The sequence below is a fragment of the Pseudomonas sp. NY15435 genome, from assembly GCF_048068295.1.
GTDB lineage: Bacteria > Pseudomonadota > Gammaproteobacteria > Pseudomonadales > Pseudomonadaceae > Pseudomonas.
The window spans coordinates 57,367-72,296 of sequence record NZ_JBLUQA010000020.1 but is presented as its reverse complement, the minus strand read 5'-3'; the positions used below and the strand labels follow the sequence as shown (position 1 = coordinate 72,296).

Below are 14,930 nucleotides of genomic sequence, written 5' to 3'. Positions count from 1 at the left end.
GCTTGCTCGCGAACAGCCTCAGCTTCCGTGCCGTGCGGTTCGCGAGCAAGCTCGCTCCTACAGACGACGCCAGCCCCTAAGCGCCGCGCAATCTCCACCAGTCGCAGAACTCGTCCAGCGCATCCCACAGGCTGTTCTGCGGGTCGTAGTCGAGGTATTGGCGAGCGCGGGAGATGTCCAGGGAGAAGTCCTTGGCCATGACCGCCATCCCCAGGCGATGCAGGGTCGGCTCCGGGCGGCCGGGCAAGACCTTGCACACGCCCTCGTTGAGCAGCGCCAGGTTGTAGGCCAGCCCGTAGGGCATGTGCTGCTCCACCGGCTGCATGTCCAACCGACGCAGCACGTAATTCACCACGTCCCACAGTGGCAGCGGCTGGCCGTTGCTGATGTTGTAGGCCTGGCCGAGCGCCTCGTCGCCGGCCATCAGGCTGGCGAACAGGGCGTCGTTGAGGTTCTGGATGCTGGTGAAATCCACCTTGTTCAGGCCCTGGCCGATGATGCGCAGGCGGCCCTTGCGGTGCGCGGCGATCATCCGCGGGAAGATGCTGGTGTCGCCCGCGCCGGTAACGAAGCGCGGACGCAGCGCCAGCACTTCCAGACCGAACTCCTGGGCACCGAGGGCGACCAGTTCGGACTGGTACTTGGTCGAGCCATAGTGGTTGGCGAAGCGCTTGGGCACCTGCTGCTCAGTGATGCCGACATGGGACTGGCCATCGAAGTAGATCGACGGCGACGACAGGTGTACCAGGCGGCGCACCTTCTGCTTCAGGCACGCCTCGACGATGGACTCGGTCATCACCACGTTGGCCTGGTGGAAGTAGTCGTGGCTGCCCCATACACCCACCGCGCCGGCACAATGCACCACGGCATCGACATCGCTGCACAGCGCACGCACCAGTGTCGGGTCCGACAGGTCGCCAGCCATGAACTCGGCACCGCGCGCCACCAACGGCTGCAACGCTTCTTCGCGCCGTCCGTTCACCCGTACCGCCAGCCCCTGTTCCAGGGCAAAACGGGCAAAACGCCCGCCAATGAACCCGCTGGCTCCGGTGACCAGAATCTTCATGCACGCCACTCCTGTTCTTGTAATGCGGCGACTCTAGCAGGCGCCGCACCGCACCACCCTGGCCTTGTACGCCAGAAACGAATCCTTGCAGACCGCGCTGGTCGGCCAGGGTTGCACGACTTGCGATCGGCGACATGCCCGGGGCGGTTGCGACTACCCTTGATGCACTCTTCGCTTTCTCTCGAGGCCGCATCATGAGCAGGACGCACTGGATGATCTACGGCGCCAACGGCTACACCGGCCGATTGGTGGCCGAGCAGGCGCAGCGCGAGGGCCTGAAACCGATCCTCGGCGGTCGCAACCCGGCCAGCCTGCATGCGCTGGGCAGCACGCTGAGGCTGGAATGCCGGGTCTTCGACCTGAACGACAGCGCCGCCGCCCTGGCTGCGCTGGAGGATGTCGGCGTGGTCGCCAACTGCGCCGGGCCTTTCTCCGCCACCGCCGCGCCGATGATCGAAGCATGCATCGCCAGCGGCGCGCATTACGTGGATATCACCGGGGAGATTTCCGTCTTCGAATACGCTCACAACCTGGACGAAGTGGCGCGCACGGCGGGCGTGGTGATCTGCCCCGGCGTCGGTTTCGACGTAATCCCCACTGACTGCGTCGCCGCCTGCCTCAAGGAAGCCATGCCCGACGCCGCACACCTGGCGTTGGGCTTCGACAGCGGCAGCGGCCTGTCGCCGGGCACCGCCAAGACCACCGTGGAAGGCCTCAAGCTGGGCGGCAAGGTCCGTGAAGCCGGGCGTCTGCGCGATGTGCCGCTGGGTTACAAGCGCCGCGACATCGACTTCGGCCGCGGCCTCAAACACGCCGTGACCATTCCTTGGGGAGACGTGGCGACGGCCTATTACTCCACCGGCATCGGCGATATCGAGGTCTATCTGCCGGTGCCGCCGGCCGCTGCCATCGGCATGCGGGTGATGGACAGCTTCCGCCCGCTGCTGGGCCGCGACCGCGTGCAGAGCTGGCTCAAGGAGCAAGTCGAGAGGCGCGTCCACGGCCCGGACGAACTGGCCCGCAGCAAGCTGCGCACCTGGGTCTGGGGCGAGGTGCGCAACGCCCGTGGCGAACGCCGCACCGCGCGGCTGGAAACCGCCAACGGCTACGACGTGACCCTCCACGGCGTGCTCTTCGCCGTGCGTCACCTGCTGGCCAACCCCAACACGGTCGGCTACTTCACCCCGTCGAAACTCTTCGGCGCACGTTGCATCGAGCAATTGCCGGGCAGCGGCAGCATCGTCATTCGCGGCTGATCGGCACCATCAGCCCCGGCGCTTTTGCCAGCAGGTGCCGGGTCAGCGCGGCGAGCAATTCGCCGCCGTTGCGCCAGTGGTGCCAATAAAGAGGCACGTCGATCACCTGCCCCGGCAGCATATCCACCAGCTCGCCGCGTTCCAGTTCGCCGCGTACCTGCTGCTCGGGGACCAGGCCCCAGCCAAGGCCCCCGCTGGTCATGCGCACAAAGCCTTCGGAGGACGGGCACAGGTGATAGCTGAAGTGGCCGTCGACGCCGAGCTCCTTCAGATAACGGTGCTGCAGTTGGTCGTCCGGGCCGTAGACGATGGCCGGTGCGCGAACGAGCCCGGCAGGCGTCACGCCCCTGGGGAAGTGCCGGGCGATGAACTCCGGGCTGGCCAGCCCGCGGTAGCGCATGGCACCCAGCGGCTCGCAGCGACCGCCGGCAACGGGTCGCGGACTGGCGCAGACGCAGCCAGCCACCTCGCCCGCGCGCATCCGCTTGAGGCCGACCTCCTGATCTTCCACAACCAGGTCCAGCAGCACATGGCGCTCGCCGCAGAAATCACCGACCGCATGGGCCCACCAGGTGGCCAGGCTGTCGGCGTTCAACGCCAGGCGCAGGCGCTCGGGGGCCGCGCCGTCGTCCAGTGCGGGAACCCATTGCTGCAGATCGCCCTCCAGCAGACGCACCTGCTGCACATGGTTGAGCAGACGCTGGCCGAGATCGGTCGGCTGCGGCCGCGCCGCGCGCACCAGCACCGGCTGGCCGACCCGCGCTTCGAGCAACTTGATGCGCTGGGAAATCGCCGACTGCGACAACCCCAGCACCTGGGCGCCTCGCTCGAAACCGCCCTGCTCCACCACGGCGGCCAGAGCAGCAAGCAGCTTGTAGTCGAACATGATCAGTTTCCCTAATGAGATATCAGCAGTATTGGTTTTTCTTATACAGGCCAAAGCCGGACAATCGCCAGCATTCCCACTCTCACAGATGGACTGCCCCATGGCTGGCGAAACTTCCCTGGCTGCGCTGCTGCGCGACATGACCCCGGTACTCAACGACGGCGAGTACGTGTTCTGCACTCTGCCAGACGGCCAGCTTCCGGCCGGTCTCCAGCCGCTGGGCAGCTTCCGCGAAAGCGAAGGGTTGACGCTGATCCTGCCCCGCGCCGAGGCAGAACAGGCCGGGCTGGCCTTCGACTACGTCGCCGCGTGGCTGACCCTCGAAGTGCACTCGGCACTGCAGGCGGTCGGCCTGACTGCCGCCGTGGCGACGGCCCTGGCCAAGGCCGGGATCAGCTGCAACGTGATCGCCGCCTGGTACCACGACCACCTGTTCGTCGCCCACGCCGACGGCCCGCGCGCACTCGATGTCCTGCGCGCCCTCGCATTGAATCCGGAGGTCTGAGCCATGTGGCAGAGCTACCTCAATGGCGTGCTCGTCGCCGCCGGCCTGATCATCGCCATCGGCGCGCAGAACGCCTTCGTTCTCGCGCAGAGTCTGCGCCGCGAGCACCACCTTTCGGTGGCAGCGTTGTGCGTGCTGTGCGACGCCATCCTGGTCAGCGCTGGCGTCTTCGGCCTGGCAAAGATCCTCGTCGAGAACCCGACCCTGCTGGCAATCGCCCGCTGGGGCGGGGTCACCTTCCTGGTCTGGTACGGCCTCAAGGCGCTGCGTCGTGCAGTCGCACCCGAAGCCATGGCCGACATCACGCAGACCGGGCCGCGTTCGCGACGCACCGTGCTCATGGCAGCGCTGGCGGTAACCCTGCTCAACCCCCACGTGTACCTCGACACCGTATTGCTGATCGGCTCCCTCGGTGCCCAGCAGGCAGCGCCCGGCGCCTACGCCATGGGGGCGGCCAGCGCCTCGCTGCTGTGGTTCTTCACGCTGGCCTTCGGCGCCGCGTGGCTTGCGCCCTGGCTGGCACGGCCGGCGACCTGGCGACTGGTGGACCTGATGGTCGCGGTGATGATGCTGGGCATGGCCGCGCAGCTGGTATTCGCCAACTGATCCCGAGCCGGCCACAGAACAAATCCGAACGACGTTCCGTCATCCCGGTCTGTGCATAGTGAGCGTCGCGCTCCGGCGCAGACCGCTGTGCAGGGCCTTTGCCCTTACAGTTGCTGCGTGGATATGCCGCAGGTCGGGTGCTATGATCGGACCTTCGCGGCGCCGGCGGGCCTTGAGCCCTCCGGACGCAACTGGCGCGCTGCCTGTCCCTTGACGGGGCGCATTGCAGCTACGCCCGGATGCCGCGACAAACATCGAACCGGCCCCGTGTACCGGTCGCGCGCTCGTCGCGCTAGCCCAGACTGAGTGAGATAGGAGAGAGACCATGGCTTTCGAATTGCCGCCGCTGCCTTACGCGAAGAACGCCCTTGAGCCGCACATTTCCGCGGAAACCCTGGAATACCACCACGACAAGCACCACAACACCTACGTCGTGAACCTGAACAACCTGGTTCCGGGTACCGAGTTCGAAGGCAAGAGCCTGGAAGACATCGTCAAGACCTCTTCCGGCGGCATCTTCAACAACGCCGCCCAGGTGTGGAACCACACCTTCTACTGGAACTGCCTGAGCCCCAACGGCGGTGGCCAGCCCACCGGCGCCCTGGCTGACGCGATCAACGCTGCCTTCGGTTCCTTCGACAAGTTCAAGGAAGAGTTCAGCAAGACCTCCATCGGCACCTTCGGCTCCGGCTGGGGCTGGCTGGTGAAGAAAGCTGACGGCTCCCTGGCCCTGGCCAGCACCATCGGCGCCGGCTGCCCGCTGACCAGCGGCGACACCCCGCTGCTGACCTGCGACGTCTGGGAACACGCCTACTACATCGACTACCGCAACCTGCGTCCGAAGTACGTCGAGGCGTTCTGGAACTTGGTCAACTGGGACTTCGTGGCCGAGCAGTTCGCTGCTTGATCGCACCCCGCTTGATCTGAAGAAACCCGGCCCTTGTGCCGGGTTTTTTCGTAAGGGGCGCGTAACACCTTCGTGTCAGCTAACCTGAAAGGCCGGTACAGTCACGAAACACAACGATGGCCCTTTGACGTCATTGCGCCAATTGCCAATACTCAGCCCCAGTCGTTCGCCCCTGGCGAGAAACAAGGAAAGCCCTTGAAACTGGATCCCCGGCACAGCCTCTCCCTCAAGCTGCTGCGAATGGTATTGCTCGCGGCCCTCGTGGTCGGGGTGGTACTCAGCTGTGCCCAGATCGTGTACGACGCCCACAAAGCGCGCCTGGCCGTGCACAGCGATGCCCAGCGCATCCTGGCGATGGTCCGCGATCCCTCTACCCAGGCCGTCTACAGCCTCGACCGCGACATGGCGATGCAGGTCCTCGAAGGCCTGTTCCAGCATGAAGCCGTGCGCTACGCCGCCATCGGCCATCCCGACGAGCCCATGCTGGCGGAGAAATCCCGCCCGCTGCTGGAGTCCAACACCCGTTGGCTGACCGACCCCATTCTCGGCGCCGAGCAGAACTACTCCATCCGCCTCGCCGGCCGTGGCGGCTCCAACGAGTACTACGGCGACCTGAAGATCACCCTCGACACCGCGCCCTACGGCGATGACTTCGTCGCCACCTCGGTAATCATCTTCATCTCCGGCATCCTGCGCGCCATGGCCCTGAGCCTGGTGCTGTTCATGGTCTACCACTGGCTGCTGACCAAGCCGCTGTCGAAGATCATCGAGCACCTGGCCTCGATCAACCCGGACCGCCCCAGCCAGCACAAACTGCCCATGCCCGACGGCCACGAGAAGGACGAACTGGGCCTGTGGGTGAATACCGCCAACCAATTGCTGGCCTCCATCGAGCGCAACGGCCACCTGCGCCGGGAAGCCGAAGACAGCCTGCTGCGCATCTCCCAGTACGACTTCCTCACCGGCCTGCCCAACCGCAAGCTGCTGCAACAGCGTCTGGACCAGATTCTCGAGGGCGCCTCGCGCCTGCAGCGCCGCGTCGCCGTGCTCTGCCTGGGCCTGGATGACTTCAAGGGCATCAACGAACAGTACAGCTACCAGTTCGGCGACCAGTTGCTGATCGCCCTCGCCGACCGCCTGCGCACCCGCAGCGCACACCTCGGCGCCCTGGCGCGGCTGGGCGGCGACCAGTTCGCCCTGGTCCAGGCCGACATCGAACAACCCTACGAAGCGGCGGAGCTCGCCCAGCAGATTCTCGACGACCTGGAAGCGCCGTTCGAACTCGACCAGCATCTGGTGCACCTGCGCGCCACCATCGGCATCACCCTGTTCCCCGAGGACGGCGAGACCACCGAGAAGCTGCTGCAGAAAGCCGAGCAGACCATGACCCTGGCCAAGAGTCGCTCGCGCAACCGCTACCAGTTCTACATTGCCAGCGTCGACAGCGAGATGCGCCGCCGCCGCGAACTGGAGAAGGACCTGCGCGAAGCCCTGGCGCGCAACGAACTGCACCTCGTTTACCAGCCGCAGGTGGACTACCGCGATCACCGCGTGGTCGGCGTCGAGGCGCTACTACGCTGGCAACACCCGACCCAGGGCTGGGTCGCTCCGGACCTGTTCATCCCGCTGGCGGAGCAGAACGGCAGCATCTTCAGCATCGGCGAGTGGGTGCTCGACCAGTCCTGCCGCCAGCTGCGCGAATGGCACGACCAGGGCTTCGATGACCTGCGCCTGGCGGTCAACCTGTCCACCGTGCAGTTGCGCCACAACGCCCTGCCGCGTGTGGTCAGCAACCTGTTGCAGATGCACCGCCTGCCGCCGCGCTCGCTGGAGCTGGAAGTCACCGAGACCGGCCTGATGGAAGACATCTCCACCGCCGCCCAGCACCTGCTCAGCCTGCGCCGTGCCGGCGCCCTGATCGCCATCGACGACTTCGGCACCGGCTACTCGTCGCTGAGCTACCTGAAGAGCCTGCCGCTGGACAAGATCAAGATCGACAAGAGCTTCGTCCAGGACCTGCTGCTGGATGACGACGACGCCACCATCGTTCGCGCCATTATCCAGCTCGGCAAGAGCCTGGGCATGCAGGTGATCGCCGAGGGCGTGGAGACGGTCGAGCAGGAGGCCTACATCATCGCCCAGGGCTGCCACGAAGGTCAGGGCTACCTCTACAGCAAACCGCTGCCGGCACGCGAGCTGACGCTCTACCTCAAGCAGGCGCGACGCCTGGCCGAAGCGGCCGGCGGCAATCCCGGCGGGTCCGTCGAGCGTCATTGACGCGCGCCCGGCGCGTGACGATTCGCCTGTAGGAGCGAGCTTGCTCGCGAACCGCATGGCACCGGCGCTGGGGCTCTTCGCGAGCAAGCTCGCTCCTACCCAAAAACGACTCTCCCTGCGCGTTGCTGGCGCCGTGCTGGCCCCGTGATCGAACCGCGCCACCGATCTCTCTTTTCAAAAATGCAAATCTTTCGCATTATGTTGCGGATTTTCTTGCGCAGTCCTTTTTACGTGCGCCTCCTCTCCATGCAAAGGAACCCGTCATGACTCGTATGCCCTGGGCCACTGCCAGCCTGCTCGCCATCGCCATTTCCCTCGCCGGCTGCGGCGATGACAAGAAAGCCGAAGCCCCCGCCGCTCCGGCTGCCAGCACCCAGAGCACTGCCCCGGCAGCGGCTGCCAAGGTCGACGAGGCCGCGGTCAAGGCCGTGGTGAAGAACTACCTCGACATCGCCGAGGCCACCTATGGCGACGCCCTGACCACCGCCAAGGCCCTGCAGACCGCCGTCGACGCGCTGATCGCCAAGCCCAGCGAAGCAACCCTGAAAGCTGCCCGCGAAGCCTGGATCGCTTCCCGCCCGTCCTACTCGCAGAGCGAAGCCTTCCGCTTCGGCAACTCGATCATCGACGACTGGGAAGGCGCGGTTAACGCCTGGCCGCTGGACGAAGGCCTGATCGACTACGTCGCCAAGGACTACCAGCACGCCGAAGGCAACGCTGGCGCCACCGCCAACATCATCGCCAACACCGAGATCCAGGTCGGCGAAGACAAGATCGACGTCAAGGAAATCACTGGCGAGAAGCTCAAGGGCCTGAACGAGCTGGGCGGCTCCGAAGCCAACGTTGCCACCGGCTACCACGCCATCGAATTCCTGCTCTGGGGCCAGGACCTGAACGGCACCAAGCCCGGCGCCGGCGACCGCAAGTACACCGACTACGCCCAGGGCAAGGACTGCACCAACGGCCATTGCGACCGTCGCGCCGCCTACCTGAAGGCCGCTACCGACCTGCTGGTGGCTGACCTGGAAGAAATGGCCGGCAACTTCAAGTCCGGTGTCGCCGACAACTACCGCGCCAAGGTCGAGGCCGACACCGCCGAGAACAACCTGCGCAAGATGTTCTTCGGCATGGGCTCCCTGTCCCTGGGCGAGCTGGCTGGCGAGCGCATGAAGGTCGCGCTGGAAGCCAACTCCACCGAAGACGAGCACGACTGCTTCAGCGACAACACCCACAACACCCTGTTCTTCAACGCCAAGAGCATCCGCAACATCTACACCGGCGAATACAAGCGTACCGACGGCAGTGTCGTGAAGGGCCCGAGCCTGTCCGACCTGGTCGCCAAGGTCGACGCCGCCGCCGATACCGAGCTGAAGAATGACCTGGCCAATACCGAAGCCAAGATGCAGGTCATCGTCGACCGTGCCGAGAAGGACGGTGTGCACTTCGACCAGATGATCGCTCCGGAAGACAAGGACGATCAGCAGAAGATCCGCGACGCCATCGCCTCGCTGGTCAAGCAGACCGGCGCCATCGAGAAGGCCGCCACCGCGGTCGGCGTTCAGGACCTGAAGCCGGACAACGCCGATCACCAGTTCTGATCCGCACATCCTGAAGTGACTGCGGCTCCAGGCCGCAGCTACTGAAGTGGCAAAGGCAAAGCCCCGCACTGCGGGGCTTTGTCGTTTCCGGACGGCAAACGATGTCGTTCGCAAATACAAATTTTTCATATTTGCATTTGACGCCCCTGATAACATGGCGCGCTGCCATGTCACCGCCTGGAACCCGTCGATGCTCCACCGCCGTACCGCCCTGCACCTCGTGCCGCTGTTGTCTGCCCTCGCCCTTGCCGCGTGCAAGCCGGAGACCTCCCAGCACGCCGTGGCCGAACCTGGCGAAGCACTGTCCGGCGGCGCCACCACGGTCAAGCAGAGCGACCGCAACGCCTATTCCATGCCCTCGGCCAACCTCACGCCAAGCCGCCGACTGGACTTCGCCGTGGGCAACAGCTTCTTCCGCAACCCCTGGGTGATCGCGCCAACCACCACCACCGCGCGCGACGGCCTCGGCCCATTGTTCAACACCAACGCCTGCCAGAACTGCCACATCAAGGACGGCCGCGGCCATCCGCCGGAGCTGAACGACGTCAACGCCGTGTCGATGCTGGTGCGCCTGTCGATCCCCGCCGGCTCCGCCGACGTCGAGACCATCAAGCGCCTGGGCGTGGTGCCCGAGCCGGTGTATGGCGGACAGTTCCAGGACTCGGCAATCCCCGGCGTCGCGCCCGAAGGCAAGGTCCGCGTCGAGTACGACGCCATGCCGGTGACCTTCAAGGACGGCACCGTGGTCGAGTTGCGCAAACCCAAGCTGCGCATCAGCGACCTGGGCTACGGCCCGATGCATGCGGACACGATGTTCTCCGCCCGCATCGCCCCGCCGATGATCGGCCTGGGCCTGCTGGAGTCCATCAGCGAAGCGGACATCCTCGCCAACGCCGAGCTCCAGGCCAAGGGTGGCGATGGCGTGCAGGGCCGCCCAAACCGCGTCTGGGACGATGCCACGCAGCAGACGGTCCTCGGCCGCTTCGGCTGGAAGGCCGGGCAACCCAACGTCGCCCAGCAGAACGCCCACGCCTTCTCCGGCGACATGGGCCTGACCAGCGACCTGCTGCCCAGCGACGACTGCACGGCGGCGCAGACCGATTGCAAGAACGCCATCGATGGCGGCAAGCCGGAAGTCAGCCAGCACATCTTCAACCAGGTTGCCTTCTACGCCCGCAACCTCGCGGTGCCGGCACGGCGCAAGCACGACGACCCGCAGGTGCTCACCGGCAAGGGCCTGTTCTTCGACAGCGGCTGCGCCAGTTGCCACACGCCCAAGTTCACCACCGGCGCCAACGCCGCCGAACCGGAGCTGGCCAACCAGGTCATCCGTCCCTACAGCGACCTGCTGCTGCATGACATGGGCGAGGGACTAGCGGACAATCGCCCGGAATTTCTCGCCAGCGGCCGCGACTGGCGCACGGCGCCGCTGTGGGGCATCGGCCTGACCGAGACGGTCAACGGCCACACCCAGTTCCTGCATGACGGCCGCGCCCGCAACCTGCTCGAAGCCGTGCTCTGGCATGGCGGCGAAGCCGAAGCGGCCAAGCAACGCGTATTGAATTTCGACGCCGGGCAGCGCGATGCCCTGCTGGCGTTCTTGAACTCACTCTAAGGAGCCGAGCCCACCATGTTCCGCCCCCGACTGCTGATCACCAGCCTCGCCATCGCCCTGGGCGCCTGCTCGCCCACCGACCCGCAGGCCACCACCAGCGCCACGCTGGCCCAGCAAGTGATCCTGCCGACCTACAGCCGCTGGGTCGACGCCGACCGCGCGCTGGCGGCCAGTGCCCTGGCCTACTGCCAGGGCAAGGAAGACCTGACCAAGGCGCGCGCCGACTTCATGGCCGCGCAGAAGGCCTGGGCCGAGCTGCAGCCGCTGCTGGTCGGCCCGCTGGCCGAGGGCAACCGCTCCTGGCAGGTGCAGTTCTGGCCGGACAAGAAGAACCTTGTCGCGCGCCAGGTCGAACAACTGCTGAGCAGCGGCAACGCGATTTCCCCGGCGACCCTGGATAAATCCAGCGTCGTGGTCCAGGGCCTGACCGCCTACGAGTACATTCTCTTCGACGCCAAGATCGACCTCGCCAATGCCGAAACCAAGGCGCGCTACTGCCCGCTGCTGGAGGCCATCGGCAGCCACCAGCAAGCGCTGGCGGAGAACATTCTGGCGCAGTGGAAGCAGGACGGCGGCATGCTCGCCCAGCTCTCCAAGTTCCCCAACGAGCGCTACGCCGATGCCCACGAGGCCATCGCCGAGCTGCTGCGCGTGCAGGTCACCGCGCTGGACATGCTGAAGAAAAAACTCGGCACCCCGCTGGGCCGCCAAAGCAAGGGCATCCCGCAGCCCTTCCAGGCCGAAGGCTGGCGCAGCGACATGTCGCTGGCGAGCCTGGACTCCAGCCTGACCGGCGCCCAGGCGCTGTGGGACGGCACCGACAAGAAAGGCCTGCGCGCCCTGCTGCCGGCGGAGCAGAAAGAACTGGCCGGCAAGATCGATGCGGCCTACGCCGACGTCCACGGCAAGCTGAAGGCCATCGATAAACCCCTCAGCGAGCTGCTCAAGGACGAATCCGGCATCAAGCAACTGAACGAGCTGTACGACAGCCTCAATGTCGTCCACCGCCTGCACGAAAGCGATCTGGCGAAGGCCCTCGGGGTGCAGCTCGGCTTCAACGCCAACGACGGCGACTGATTCGGTCTGCTGCGCGTCGGCCAGGTGACGTATCTTTCCGCCCAGCCTGGCTCTAGCTCGCAAGATCGATGGAATACCAGAAGTAATAGAGGTGAACGCCATGTTGCGACGTCACGTGATCGGCCTGGGCAGCCTGCTGCTCGGCGCCCTGACCTTCGGCGGCTGGACGCTGTCACGCAAGGGCAAGGAGCCCCTGGTGCTGTCCGCCCGTGACGACGCGGATGGCAAGCACTACGCCGTCGGCTATCGCCTGGACGGCAGCTGTGCGTTCGCCACCGAAGTCGGCCTGCGCTGCCACGACGTGGTGCAGCATCCCAGCCTGCCGCTGGCGCTGTTCGTGGCAAGGCGTCCAGGGCGGCAAAGCTACCTGATCGACCTGAACGACGGCCGCCTGCTACAGACCCTCGACTCGCAAACCGACCGCCACTTCTACGGCCATGGCGTGTGGCACAAGGACGGCGAGTGGCTCTACGCCACCGAGAACGACACCACCGACCCGGGGCGCGGCATGCTCGGCGTGTACCGTTTCGACGGCGAGCGCCTGAGCCACACCGGCGAGATTTCCACCCACGGCCTCGGCCCGCACCAGGTGTCCTGGATGCCCGACGGCGAGACCCTGGTCGTGGCCAATGGCGGCATCCGCACCGAAGCCGAAAGCCGCGTGGAGATGAACCTTGATGCCATGGAACCGAGCCTGGTGCTGATGCGCCGTGACGGCAGCCTGATCTCCAAGGAAACCCTGCCGCAACAGATGAACAGCGTGCGCCACCTGGCCATCGCCCAGGACGGTACCATCGTCGCCGGCCAGCAATACATGGGCGACTCCCACGACCGTGCCGACCTGCTCGCCATCAAGCGGCCGGGGCAGCCATTCCAGCCATTCCCGCTGGCCGACGAACAGCGCCTGGCCATGACCCAGTACACCGCCAGCGTCGCCGTACACAACGAACTGCGCCTGGTCGCGCTCACCGCGCCGCGCGGCAACCGCTTCTTCATCTGGGACCTGGATACCGGCGCCGTGCGCCTGGACGCGCCGCTGCCCGACTGCGCCGGCGTCGGCGCGGTGAAGGACGGCTTCGTCGTCACTTCCGGCCAGGGCCGCTGCCGCGTCTATGACTGCCGCCAGGAGCGCATCGCCGGCACGCCGCTGGACCTGCCCCCGGCCTTCTGGGACAACCACCTGCACCTGGCCTGAGTCCATACACCCGGCGAGCGTAGGAGCGGACTTCGTCCGCGATGTGCCTAGCCCACAAGCCGAGCTGCCGGGAAACGATCGCGGACGGAGTCCGCTCCTACGTGATCCTCAACCTCACGACATCCAGCTGAACGCCCGTCCCAGAGCGGCCGACGGCGCTACCACTCATCTGCTCGGGCTCAAATACGCGCCCGCGCGGCCGATGCAAAGACTGACCGATTCCCACCCTGCGTCTTAGAGGCGTACCCACGATGTCCCCCAACACTTCCCTGCGTACCCAGATCCTTTCGCTGCTGGGCGGCAGCCTGCTGCTCGTGCTGCTGATCGCCCTTGCCTGCTTCCACTTCCTCTCCGGCAGCGTCGTCGCCTACCAGCGCTTGCTGGACGGCCCGCTGCAATCCTCGCAACTGGTCGACCAGGCCAACCTGGCCTTCAAGGTCCAGGTGCAGGAATGGAAGAACGTCCTCCTGCGCGGCCAGCAGCCGGTCGATCTGAACAAATACTGGAGCCAGTTCGAAGACCAGGAACGCGCCGTGCAGGAAGTCCTCGGCCGCCTGGAGCAGAGCGCCAGCGACGATCCGCAGCTCAAGACTCAGGTAACGCGCCTGCGCGACGAGCACCGCCAGCTCGGCCAGGCTTATCGCAAAGGCCGCGACGCCTACCTCGCCGCCGGCAGCGACCCGCGCGCCGGCGACGCCGCCGTGAAGGGCATCGACCGCGCCGCCAGCGAGCAGATGGCCGCCCTGGTGGACAGCCTGCACCGCGACGCCCAGGAAGAAGCCAGGAGCATTTCCGCCAGTGCTCACAGCACCGTCATCAGCGGCAGCCTGATCCTGCTGATCTCTGGCCTGGTGCTGGGCCTGCTCAGCCTGTGGCTGGTCAATCGCAACCTGATCGGCCCGATTGCGCGCCTGATCGAGCACATCGCCCAGCTCAGCGAAGGCAACTTCGGCGAGCGCGTCGACGCCAGCCGCCGCGACGAACTGGGCCGCCTGGCCCGCGCCGCCAACACTCTGCGCGACTTCCTGGCCGAGACCTTCACCCGCCTGAAACACAGCACTACCGAACTGGACACCGCCAGCGGCGAGCTGAATGCCATCGCCACCCTGATGGCCGAAGGCACCCGCGAGCAGTTCTCGCGCACCGACCAGGTGGCCACGGCGATGCACGAGATGTCCGCCACCGCCCAGGAAGTCGCCCGCCACGCCTCCGATGCCGCGCGCGCCGCCGACGACGCCGACCAGCACGCCCAGCAAGGCGGCGAAGTGATGAAGACCACCATCGTCACCATCACCGAGATGAGCAACGAGATCGCCAACACCGCCGACGTCATCCGCCGCCTGGAAAGCGACAGCGGGCGCATCGGCAAGGTGCTCGAAGTGATCCGCGGCATCGCCGACCAGACCAACCTGCTGGCGCTCAACGCTGCCATCGAGGCTGCCCGCGCCGGGGAAGCTGGCCGTGGATTCGCCGTGGTCGCCGATGAAGTGCGCACCCTGGCCCAGCGCACCGCCGAGTCCACCGCCGAGATCCACCAGATCATCGACACCGTGCAGACCGGCTCGGTGAACGCCCTGCGTGCCATCGAGAACGGCCAGACCCGCAGCGAACAGGGCGTAGAGCGCGTCACCCAGGCCGGCGAAGTGCTGCGCAGCATCACCCTGGCCGTGGAAGCGATCCGCGATATGAACCGGCAGATCGCCACCGCCGCCGAGGAACAGACCTCGGTTGCCGAGGACATCTCGCGCAACCTCACCGAGATCACCGCCATCGGCGCCACCAACGAGGAGAACGTGGTACGCACCCAGGGCGCCAGCCGCCACCTGCATGGCCTCTCCGGCGAGATCGCCGACGTCACCCGCAAGCTCAGCGCCTGATCCCTTCTGCCACATGGACGTGGCTTCCGCCCCTGAGTTGCCCGCTGCACTGATCCGGCGCATAT

General features: G+C 66.2%; 12 protein-coding genes. 10 read left to right on the top strand and 2 right to left on the bottom strand.

The window, feature by feature from the left end:
* Window positions 1-76: 76 nt before the first annotated feature.
* The gene (locus ACNFH5_RS29595; RefSeq protein ID WP_416752350.1) at window positions 77-1,066 is read right to left on the bottom strand and encodes an NAD-dependent epimerase/dehydratase family protein; all 990 of its coding nucleotides are present in this window, start codon (window positions 1,064-1,066) and stop codon (window positions 77-79) included.
* Between the two features lie 194 nt (window positions 1,067-1,260).
* On the opposite strand from ACNFH5_RS29595, the gene ACNFH5_RS29590 reads away from it, so the two are divergent.
* A complete protein-coding gene (locus tag ACNFH5_RS29590; RefSeq protein WP_416752348.1) occupies window positions 1,261-2,322 on the top strand; it encodes a saccharopine dehydrogenase family protein in 1,062 nt (353 codons plus the stop codon).
* Here ACNFH5_RS29590 and ACNFH5_RS29585 read toward each other — a convergent pair.
* The gene (locus tag ACNFH5_RS29585; RefSeq protein ID WP_416752393.1) at window positions 2,309-3,214 is read right to left on the bottom strand and encodes a LysR family transcriptional regulator ArgP; all 906 of its coding nucleotides are present in this window, start codon (window positions 3,212-3,214) and stop codon (window positions 2,309-2,311) included. The genes ACNFH5_RS29590 and ACNFH5_RS29585 overlap by 14 nt on opposite strands.
* A 94-nt stretch (window positions 3,215-3,308) precedes the next feature.
* Between ACNFH5_RS29585 and ACNFH5_RS29580 the strand changes: the two genes are divergently transcribed.
* From ACNFH5_RS29580 to ACNFH5_RS29540, 9 genes are all read left to right on the top strand, one after another.
* Window positions 3,309-3,713: an ACT domain-containing protein gene (locus tag ACNFH5_RS29580; protein WP_416752346.1), complete on the top strand. Its 405-nt coding sequence runs from the start codon at window positions 3,309-3,311 to the stop codon at window positions 3,711-3,713.
* 3 nt (window positions 3,714-3,716) lie between these two features.
* Window positions 3,717-4,319 (top strand): LysE/ArgO family amino acid transporter, encoded by a 603-nt coding sequence (locus ACNFH5_RS29575; RefSeq protein WP_416752344.1) that lies wholly within the window; start codon window positions 3,717-3,719, stop codon window positions 4,317-4,319.
* Between the two features lie 325 nt (window positions 4,320-4,644).
* Entirely contained in the window at window positions 4,645-5,226 is a 582-nt protein-coding gene (gene sodB / locus ACNFH5_RS29570; protein ID WP_024762591.1) for a superoxide dismutase [Fe], read from the top strand.
* Window positions 5,227-5,421: 195 nt separating this feature from the next.
* Window positions 5,422-7,503: a putative bifunctional diguanylate cyclase/phosphodiesterase gene (locus ACNFH5_RS29565; protein WP_416752341.1), complete on the top strand. Its 2,082-nt coding sequence runs from the start codon at window positions 5,422-5,424 to the stop codon at window positions 7,501-7,503.
* A gap of 263 nt (window positions 7,504-7,766) precedes the next feature.
* A complete protein-coding gene (locus tag ACNFH5_RS29560) occupies window positions 7,767-9,101 on the top strand; it encodes an imelysin family protein (protein WP_416752340.1) in 1,335 nt (444 codons plus the stop codon).
* Window positions 9,102-9,291: 190 nt separating this feature from the next.
* A complete protein-coding gene (locus ACNFH5_RS29555) occupies window positions 9,292-10,716 on the top strand; it encodes a di-heme oxidoredictase family protein (protein WP_416752338.1) in 1,425 nt (474 codons plus the stop codon).
* 15 nt (window positions 10,717-10,731) lie between these two features.
* A complete protein-coding gene (locus ACNFH5_RS29550) occupies window positions 10,732-11,793 on the top strand; it encodes an imelysin family protein (RefSeq protein WP_416752336.1) in 1,062 nt (353 codons plus the stop codon).
* 100 nt (window positions 11,794-11,893) lie between these two features.
* Window positions 11,894-12,988 carry a DUF1513 domain-containing protein gene (locus ACNFH5_RS29545; RefSeq protein ID WP_416752334.1) on the top strand — a complete coding sequence of 365 codons (1,095 nt, stop codon included), beginning with the start codon at window positions 11,894-11,896 and terminating at the stop codon, window positions 12,986-12,988.
* Between the two features lie 251 nt (window positions 12,989-13,239).
* Window positions 13,240-14,865 carry a methyl-accepting chemotaxis protein gene (locus ACNFH5_RS29540; protein WP_416752332.1) on the top strand — a complete coding sequence of 542 codons (1,626 nt, stop codon included), beginning with the start codon at window positions 13,240-13,242 and terminating at the stop codon, window positions 14,863-14,865.
* The last annotated feature ends 65 nt before the right edge of the window (window positions 14,866-14,930 follow it).

Coding starts and splice junctions, on each gene's coding strand:
- ACNFH5_RS29545 (WP_416752334.1), top strand. CDS start 11,894: ATGTTGCGACGTCACGTGATCGGCCTGGGCAGCCTGCTGCTCGGCGCC.
- ACNFH5_RS29595 (WP_416752350.1), bottom strand. CDS start 1,066: ATGAAGATTCTGGTCACCGGAGCCAGCGGGTTCATTGGCGGGCGTTTT.
- ACNFH5_RS29560 (WP_416752340.1), top strand. CDS start 7,767: ATGACTCGTATGCCCTGGGCCACTGCCAGCCTGCTCGCCATCGCCATT.
- sodB (WP_024762591.1), top strand. CDS start 4,645: ATGGCTTTCGAATTGCCGCCGCTGCCTTACGCGAAGAACGCCCTTGAG.
- ACNFH5_RS29550 (WP_416752336.1), top strand. CDS start 10,732: ATGTTCCGCCCCCGACTGCTGATCACCAGCCTCGCCATCGCCCTGGGC.
- ACNFH5_RS29590 (WP_416752348.1), top strand. CDS start 1,261: ATGAGCAGGACGCACTGGATGATCTACGGCGCCAACGGCTACACCGGC.
- ACNFH5_RS29540 (WP_416752332.1), top strand. CDS start 13,240: ATGTCCCCCAACACTTCCCTGCGTACCCAGATCCTTTCGCTGCTGGGC.
- ACNFH5_RS29575 (WP_416752344.1), top strand. CDS start 3,717: ATGTGGCAGAGCTACCTCAATGGCGTGCTCGTCGCCGCCGGCCTGATC.
- ACNFH5_RS29555 (WP_416752338.1), top strand. CDS start 9,292: ATGCTCCACCGCCGTACCGCCCTGCACCTCGTGCCGCTGTTGTCTGCC.
- ACNFH5_RS29580 (WP_416752346.1), top strand. CDS start 3,309: ATGGCTGGCGAAACTTCCCTGGCTGCGCTGCTGCGCGACATGACCCCG.